Raw genomic sequence first — 7208 nt, forward strand, 5'->3', positions numbered from 1 at the left:
TAAGTAGCAAACAAATGAGCGATCAAAAATTAAAAGTTTTACTAATTGTAGAGCAGTGCAATCCTGACTGGGCATCAGTACCTTTGGTGGGCTACAATTTTTTTCAACAAATAAACAATTTAGTTGATGCAACACTCGTTACCCATATTAGAAATAAACCCGCTCTTGACAAACATCCAGAATACAAAAAAATATTCTACCTTGAGGAAGGAAAGTTAACCAAACAATATTATAAAATCGTCGAAAAAATTACCGCAAACGGGCGCGTAAATTGGCCTCTTTATAATGCCTTAAGCTACCCAATTTATGAAGAATTTAATCAACAAGTATATCAAAATTTTAAAGGAAAAATCCTCAACGGAGATTATGACATAGTTCATGCAATTACCCCGATGATGCCGCGGTATCCGTTTAAGGTAGTCAGTGTGTGCCAGCAGACTCCTTTTATTCTAGGACCTGTGAATGGGGGCATTCCCTTTCCACCAGGTTTTCAAGAAACTGCCAGACAAGAATTTGCTCAATTCAACTTTTTGAGAGCAGTTGGTCGAGCATTAATTCCAGGTTATGTAGAAACTTACAAAAAAGCTGACAAAATCTTAGCAGGTTCAACATATACTTTAAATATGCTCAAGGATTTGTTTGCAATACCAGATCAAAGAATTGATTTGTTCTACGAAAATGGCATTTCGGAGAATTTTTTAAATCAGACAAATATCCTCGATCGAGATGCCAGCCAGATCAATTTGCTTTTTGTTGGTCGATTAGTTCCTTACAAATGCGCCGATATAGTCATTGAGTCTATTGGGAAGTTAGAGCAGGCAATTCAAAGTAAAATCCGCTTAACCATAGTAGGAGAAGGTTCAGAAAGAAATAAATTGGAAACCCGAGTCCAGGAACTTAATTTAGGGGAAATAATCAGCTTTGCGGGATGGGTAAATCAACAAGAAACTCTGGATTATTACAGGAAAGCAGATATTTTTTGCTTCCCTTCCATCCGAGAGTTCGGCGGCGCAGTGGTAATGGAAGCTATGGCTTGTGGCCTTCCCTGCATTGTTGCCAATAATGGCGGTATTGGTGAATACGTGAATGAAGAAACTGGTTTCAAGATAGAGCCGATTTCTAGAGAGTATCTCACCCAGGAGTTGACAAGTAAAATTAAGCTGTTGGTCGAAGATGATCGTCTGCGGGAACGTATGTCAGCTAAAGCGATCGAAAAAGCCAGAGAATTTGCGTGGGAAAACAAAGCCATAAAAATCGTCGAGATTTACGAAAAAATGCTCGGTGAGAAAAGTGTTAGTGCATCGACATAGTAGAGCGATATTGTTGAGTGAAAAATTAGAAAGCAGGTACGAAATGAAGGCAAAAATTGGATACTTTATTCCACAATTCCCTGGCCAAACACACATCTTTTTGTGGCGGGAGCGACAATTTCTTGCAGATCTGGGAATTGAAACAGATTTAGTATCAACTCAACCGCCCCCCAGAGCGATCGCTTCTCACGTATGGGCAGAAGAAGCTCAAAAAAATACTGTTTATCTATTTCCCTTTGCTGCGAAAGATTTTATTAACTCATTCCTAGAGCTTCTCAAAGCTGGTCCCGCTGCATGGTGGCAATGCCTTGCAGTTATTGCCAAAGCGAGTGGCACATCCTTATCTGAAAAGGTGCGACTCTTGGCATGGATTTTTGTGGCTGGCAAACTAGCAGGCTTAACAAAAACAAAAGGTTGGTCTCACATCCACGTTCATTCCTGTGCCAATGCCGCCAATATAGCCTTATTTAACTCAATTCTTACAGGCTGTACTTACAGTATGACTCTTCACGGACCTACTCTAGAAGTGTACGGGTCAAATCAGGAACAAAAATGGAAAAATGCTGCTTTTGTGATCGTGATATCTCAACTGCTTCTCAATGATGTCAAAAATAAATTAGCGAACTTTCTTCCCAAACAATTAGCTGTTGCTCCAATGGGAGTTAATTTTGCAGAAATTAAACGCAGCAGCTCTTACACGCCTTGGCAAGAAGGAATTCCGTGCAAGATTTTTGCTTGCGGTCGCCTCAACCCGGTGAAAGGTCACAAATACTTGGTTGAGGCGGTAGAATTGCTGCGAAATCGGGGATTTGACGTGAGGCTGCAAATTGCAGGCGAGGATGAACAAGGGGGCAGCGGATATCACCAAGAGCTACAAAAAATGATTGAAGACAAATCGATGTCCGAATGCGTGGAGCTACTTGGGGCTGTTTCGGAACAGGCAATTCGCCAAGGTCTAGAAGCAGCTCACGTTTTCGCTTTGGCAAGTTTGAATGAAGGAGTTCCGGTTGCTGTGATGGAAGCAATGGCGATGGAGGTTCCGGCGGTAGTTACTAATGTAGGCGGAACTTCTGAGCTAGTAGATGACGGCGTGGATGCTGTATTAGTCCAATCAGAAAAACCCGAAGAAATGGCAGATGCGATCGCCAATCTCCTCAGAAATCCAGAACTTGCTCTGAGTATCAGTCAGGAAGCTCGGAAAAAAATCATCGCCAAATTTAGCCACGGCCGCAGTGCAGAAACTTTAGCTCAGTGCTTGGAAAAACTTGGAATAACTAACCCGTCTTAGTGATTCCAAAGAAAAAATTTAATCCCAGAGTACATAAATCTAGTTGAGTCCCATACAAGTTATGCGAATTTTAATTGGTGCTCAGAACGCCTCAACTAAATTCGGCGGCGAGTCATTGCTGCCGCTCAACTACTTTCGGATACTTCGATCGCGCCAACTAGAGAAATGGTTAGTGGCGCACGCCCGCACCCAAGCAGAACTCACAGAGCTGTTTCCACAAGAGCGCGATCGGATGCACTTTGTACCCGACACTTGGCTGCACCGACTGCTTAACAATTGCGGGCGATTTATCTCTGAAAGAGTGAATGACTATTCTTTTGGGCTTCTCACTCACTTGTACACCCAAGTGCTACAGCGTCGTATTGTCCGGCGGCTCCTGAGCGAACAACTAATTGATGTTGTACACGAACCGACACCAATCTCGGCAACAGTTCCTTCGTTGATGTTCGGATTGGGAGTGCCGATAGTTATCGGTCCGATGAACACGTCGGTTAAATTTCCTCTGGCTTTTCGATCGCGCCAAAATCCGACCATCGATGTTTTCCTCGCGATCGCTCACGAGTGCGTCGATTTCTTCCATCGTCTTTTTGCCGGTAAAATCAAAGCCGAGACGCTGTTACGGGCAAAGGATCGCACAAAGCAGGCACTTGCATCTGAGGTGCAGGGTAAAATTATTGAACTTGTGGAAAACGGCGTGGATTTCTCGGTGTGGCGATCGGACTCTAGCTTATCAAGAGCAGCGACCCGGCAGGTTCATTTTATTTTTTTAGGCAGGCTGATCGACTGGAAAGCTGTAGATGCTGCTGGAAGCCTTCGCCGCCGTCGTCGCTCAAACCGATGCAGTCTTGGAAATTATCGGCGATGGCGATCTCCGAGGGGAACTCGAAGCTCAAACAGCTCGTTTAGGCATCGACAGCAGCGTTGTATTTAGTGGCTGGCTGTATCAGGAGCAGTGCGCTATCAAACTGCAACAAGCTGATGCACTGGTGCGGCCGAGTTTGCCGGAGGGTGGAGAGGCAGTGGTGATGGATGCAATGGCCGTGGGGCTGCCCGTCATAGCAACGAACTGGGGCGGTCCAGGGGATTATCTGAATTCCAGTTGGGGTATTTTAGTAGAACCCGCTTCTAAAGAAGGATTTGTCCAGGGACTGACAGATGCGATGCTCAAGCTGGCTCATTCACCAGAATAGTGGCAGAGTATCGGTTGTGCGGGAGGGGAACAAGTCCGGCAGCATTTTGATTGGGAACGCAAAGTCGATCGAATACTTGAAATTTATCAACAAACGATCGACGATTGCTCGAAGCATTAAGTAGCCGACCATTAAAGCATAAAGCAGCAGCTTTCACGTGGAGAGCTGCTGCTTGGGGGTGCTAAAAAAGTAGGTGGCGGTCCAAAGACCCCCCTCTACATCCTAGCGATCGAAAAACGGGTTAACCCGTTTGTGTGGTTAACCCGCGAGCTTGGAAACCTGCAGATCAATTAGTTTTGCACTACCAGCTTAACGTTGGCATTTTGCAAACCGCGCTGCTTGACTGCGGCCAAGGTCTTGTTAACTGCGTACTTCTGGTTGATGGAGTTGATTAACTCAGTTTGATTGTGTTTTTTGGCGACGCCCCAGAGGTCGGCAATCAGGTCAAAGGAACCATCGCTATTGCGAGACCAACCGAGGTCATATTCGCCTTCGAGAATCGCTACGATGTCGGAGCGAACGCGCTGACCGTTATAGCCACGAACATCAGCTTCTGACTTGACTGAAATGCCCAAGTCGCGCAGTGAAGCTTTCAGGATTTCGGCATCGGTGATTTTGGTACGCAGAGTGCTAAAGTGAGACATTGGATTTCCTCCTAATAAAACTGAGAGAGAAACAACAACGGTCTGGATTTAACGGTGCCGCTGGGCGGCTCTTGAATCGAACTGCTAGCTGTTGCTAGCCTTTGCTCCTGTTTGGACCAGGAGAAAGCTTTTAGAATTCCATTCGCTGGTATTCAGCGACGGAAGACGCAGCGGGCCGTGCACGCTGTCTAGCCCAATCTCGAAGGGCGGTGACCTGTTCGGTCATTGTTTTAGACAGTGGCATTGTAGATTTAATGGCCGCGATGATGTCTAGCTGCGTAAACTCTCGATCTTGAGCGAAGGCTTCGTACATTGCGGCTACTAGCGCTTGCTCAATCTCTGCACCTGAAAAGCCCTCGGAAACATTGGAAAGTTGCTCTAAATCGAAGCGAGTAATTTCCCGACGCCGCTTTGACAGGTGAATCTTAAATATATCTTGGCGTTCTTCTTTGGTAGGCAGATCAACAAAGAAGAGTTCGTCGAATCGGCCTTTCCTCAAGAATTCTCCCGGCAACCGCTCGATTCGGTTGGCTGTTGCCATTACGAAAACAGGGGAAGTCTTTTCTTGCATCCAAGTTAGGAAGGAACCGAAAATCCGGCTAGAGGTGCCTCCGTCTGAGTCGGCCGAACCAGTGCCTCCTGCAAAGGCTTTGTCTAGTTCGTCGATGAATAGGAGGGCTGGAGAGATGGATTCTGCTGTTTTGAGGGCATTGCGTAGGTTGGCTTCAGATCGACCCACCATCGAGCCGTCGTAGACTCTACCCATATCTAGCCTTAGCAGGGGAAGTCCCCAGAGGCGGGAGGTGGTCTTGGCAATCAGCGATTTTCCGCATCCCGGTACGCCGAGAATTAACATCCCTTTTGGTTGGGGCAGACCGTATTCTCTCGCCCTTTCTGTAAAGGCGTTGGAACGCTGTCTCAGCCACCGCTTCAGCTCTTCTAAACCGCCGACTGCATCCAGGGTTTCGTCTTCTTCAATAAACTCTAGAATGCCGTTGCGCCGAATTAATTGCTTTTTCTCCGAAAGAACTATGTCTACTTCTTCTTCTGTGAGGCGCCCAGTCGAAACTTGGGCTTTACGATAAACTTTTTCAGCTTCGTCCTTGGTCAATCCCAAGGCTGCTTTTAAAAGTTTTTCTCGCGCTTCTGTGGTAATGCGTCGCGATTTCGTTTGCTCCAACTGACCAGACAATACTTGGTTTAGTTCCTTCATGTCGGGCAACGCGAAGTCTAATACCACTACTTCCTTTTCTAGCTCGATCGGAATTTGCTGCAAAGGAGACATCAGTATAATTGTCTTTTGCGTTCCTTTGAAGTTGGCGATCGCATCGCGCAACCATCTCGTTACCGGAGGAGAATCTATAAAAGGATGTAAATCTTTGAAAATGTAGATGCTAGCGTTACTGTTGGGTTCTCGCTGCCTGATCACCCATTCAATTGCTGCCTCTGGCGAGACGGTGTTGTGTTGGGTGGTGGTGCGGGGTTGACCATACTCCACAATGCCGTGAGTTACAGTCCAGATAAATACTCGTCGCTGTGGTTTTGCTTGAGCTATTGTCGAAATTGCTTGCTCACACCGCTCTTCCTCGGATGTCACGAGGTAGATCAGAGGATATTGAGCTTGGATTAGAATACTGATCTCTTCTTGCATAGTCCTCGACCCACTAGAGACGGTGCTATCTTTGCTGAATCTCAATGCTGCCCTTCGCCCTATTACTGAAAATTTCAGTTTTAGCTTTTTGGGGAAGCAAGGCATTCTTAGCAGGGAACCAATTCTTCCTCTCCCGGTTTGGCCGTGCTGGCACTGACGCCGGACACCTGCTTTAGTGGAAGATCCTGTTCAGCCAATACGCTCGGCTGACTTGTTACGGATGCCAGTTCTCCATCTCGCATTACTACTGAACCCGTGCATTCTGGACAGTTGTATACCCGATGGGTTTGTCCGTAGGAGGCTTCTACTTCGTCAACCAGTTCGGGATTTCCTAGGTAGAAGACAATTGCCCTTTCTGCAATTGATGACATCGGTTCAGTTTCGACTGCGGCTCGGATTTTGAGCTGGCGATGCAGTTCTGGTGGAAGATACAATGTAACTTTTTGCTTTTCTTGCATATGACAGTGAATTGACTTACCCGGGTATGTATATCAGATTAGCCGCTTAATTCTTTGCTGTCAAGCCTCTATGCAGCTTTAGCGTCATGTTGTAATATTTCGTTACATTTTAGGTAAATCTGGGCCTTTTAACAACGAAAAAGTTAGGGGTGTAGCTGATGAGGCCGAGGTGCAGCGGCAGGTATGGGTAGCGTCAAGGACGATCGACCAACTATAAATATGAACAATAGATATATAGGAGTAGGGCCAACAAATCCTTTGAGCCAACGTCTGGGGTAAGGTGCGCCATAAACACCCAGCCCGCTCATGAGGTTACTAACTTTGGGCGTTTTTATTTTGAAACCAAACTCCCCCAAACAGTTTTTATAGCTTTAAGTGTGCAAAATCCGAACGTGAAATAACCGTTTTCGGATTTTGATCCGGCTCAGATTTAACACACCTTGACAGCGCTAGCGCTCATCACCCTACCGTTAGACTTTTTGGATGACATTGTGTAAGCTGTTACGCACTTAATTTTTTTGCCCAAATGCTCGCTAAAAGGACTCTAGGCTGCAAAATATTAAATTTAGATGGGTGTCAGCTTATCTTTAATATCAAGTCCGGTAGCACCGGACTTGTATGGTGGGCGTGGGAGCGCAATTAGCAGCCGCACGCTGGCCACCAATGA

At 46.2% G+C, this 7208-nt stretch carries 7 protein-coding genes; 4 read left to right on the top strand and 3 right to left on the bottom strand.

The features are described 5' to 3' along the window. Positions 1–14: 14 nt before the first annotated feature. The 4 genes from QUA27_RS25135 to QUA27_RS25150 all read left to right on the top strand — a co-directional run bounded on the left by QUA27_RS25135 (position 15) and on the right by QUA27_RS25150 (position 3788). Positions 15–1310, top strand: a complete 1296-nt coding sequence (locus tag QUA27_RS25135; protein ID WP_333071500.1) for a glycosyltransferase family 4 protein — start codon at positions 15–17, stop codon at positions 1308–1310. Positions 1311–1353: 43 nt separating this feature from the next. Next, positions 1354–2598, top strand: a complete 1245-nt coding sequence (gene epsE / locus QUA27_RS25140) for an exopolysaccharide biosynthesis GT4 family glycosyltransferase EpsE (RefSeq protein ID WP_333071503.1) — start codon at positions 1354–1356, stop codon at positions 2596–2598. A gap of 61 nt (positions 2599–2659) precedes the next feature. Then, entirely contained in the window at positions 2660–3529 is an 870-nt protein-coding gene (locus tag QUA27_RS25145; RefSeq protein WP_333071505.1) for a hypothetical protein, read from the top strand. After that, positions 3444–3788 (top strand): glycosyltransferase, encoded by a 345-nt coding sequence (locus QUA27_RS25150; RefSeq protein WP_333071506.1) that lies wholly within the window; start codon positions 3444–3446, stop codon positions 3786–3788. Before QUA27_RS25145 ends, QUA27_RS25150 begins: the two co-directional genes overlap by 86 nt. A 290-nt stretch (positions 3789–4078) precedes the next feature. Here QUA27_RS25150 and QUA27_RS25155 read toward each other — a convergent pair whose 3' ends face one another. The 3 genes from QUA27_RS25155 to QUA27_RS25165 all read right to left on the bottom strand — a co-directional run bounded on the left by QUA27_RS25155 (position 4079) and on the right by QUA27_RS25165 (position 6541). Then, on the bottom strand, positions 4079–4432 hold the full coding sequence (locus QUA27_RS25155; RefSeq protein ID WP_006635781.1) for a DUF1257 domain-containing protein: 354 nt from the start codon (positions 4430–4432) through the stop codon (positions 4079–4081). 130 nt (positions 4433–4562) lie between these two features. Beyond that, positions 4563–6083, bottom strand: coding sequence for a stress-responsive protein Ycf46 (ycf46, locus tag QUA27_RS25160; protein WP_006635782.1), 1521 nt, complete (start codon positions 6081–6083; stop codon positions 4563–4565). 107 nt (positions 6084–6190) lie between these two features. Next, a complete protein-coding gene (locus tag QUA27_RS25165; protein WP_333071508.1) occupies positions 6191–6541 on the bottom strand; it encodes a slr0373 family blue light stress response protein in 351 nt (116 codons plus the stop codon). Positions 6542–7208: the final 667 nt, after the last annotated feature.

Origin of the sequence: Microcoleus harperi Pol14_C6 (assembly GCF_036701295.1) — a bacterium.
GTDB lineage: Bacteria > Cyanobacteriota > Cyanobacteriia > Cyanobacteriales > Microcoleaceae > Microcoleus.

Coding starts and splice junctions, on each gene's coding strand:
- QUA27_RS25145 (WP_333071505.1), top strand. CDS start 2,660: ATGCGAATTTTAATTGGTGCTCAGAACGCCTCAACTAAATTCGGCGGC.
- epsE (WP_333071503.1), top strand. CDS start 1,354: ATGAAGGCAAAAATTGGATACTTTATTCCACAATTCCCTGGCCAAACA.
- ycf46 (WP_006635782.1), bottom strand. CDS start 6,083: ATGCAAGAAGAGATCAGTATTCTAATCCAAGCTCAATATCCTCTGATC.
- QUA27_RS25135 (WP_333071500.1), top strand. CDS start 15: ATGAGCGATCAAAAATTAAAAGTTTTACTAATTGTAGAGCAGTGCAAT.
- QUA27_RS25155 (WP_006635781.1), bottom strand. CDS start 4,432: ATGTCTCACTTTAGCACTCTGCGTACCAAAATCACCGATGCCGAAATC.
- QUA27_RS25165 (WP_333071508.1), bottom strand. CDS start 6,541: ATGCAAGAAAAGCAAAAAGTTACATTGTATCTTCCACCAGAACTGCAT.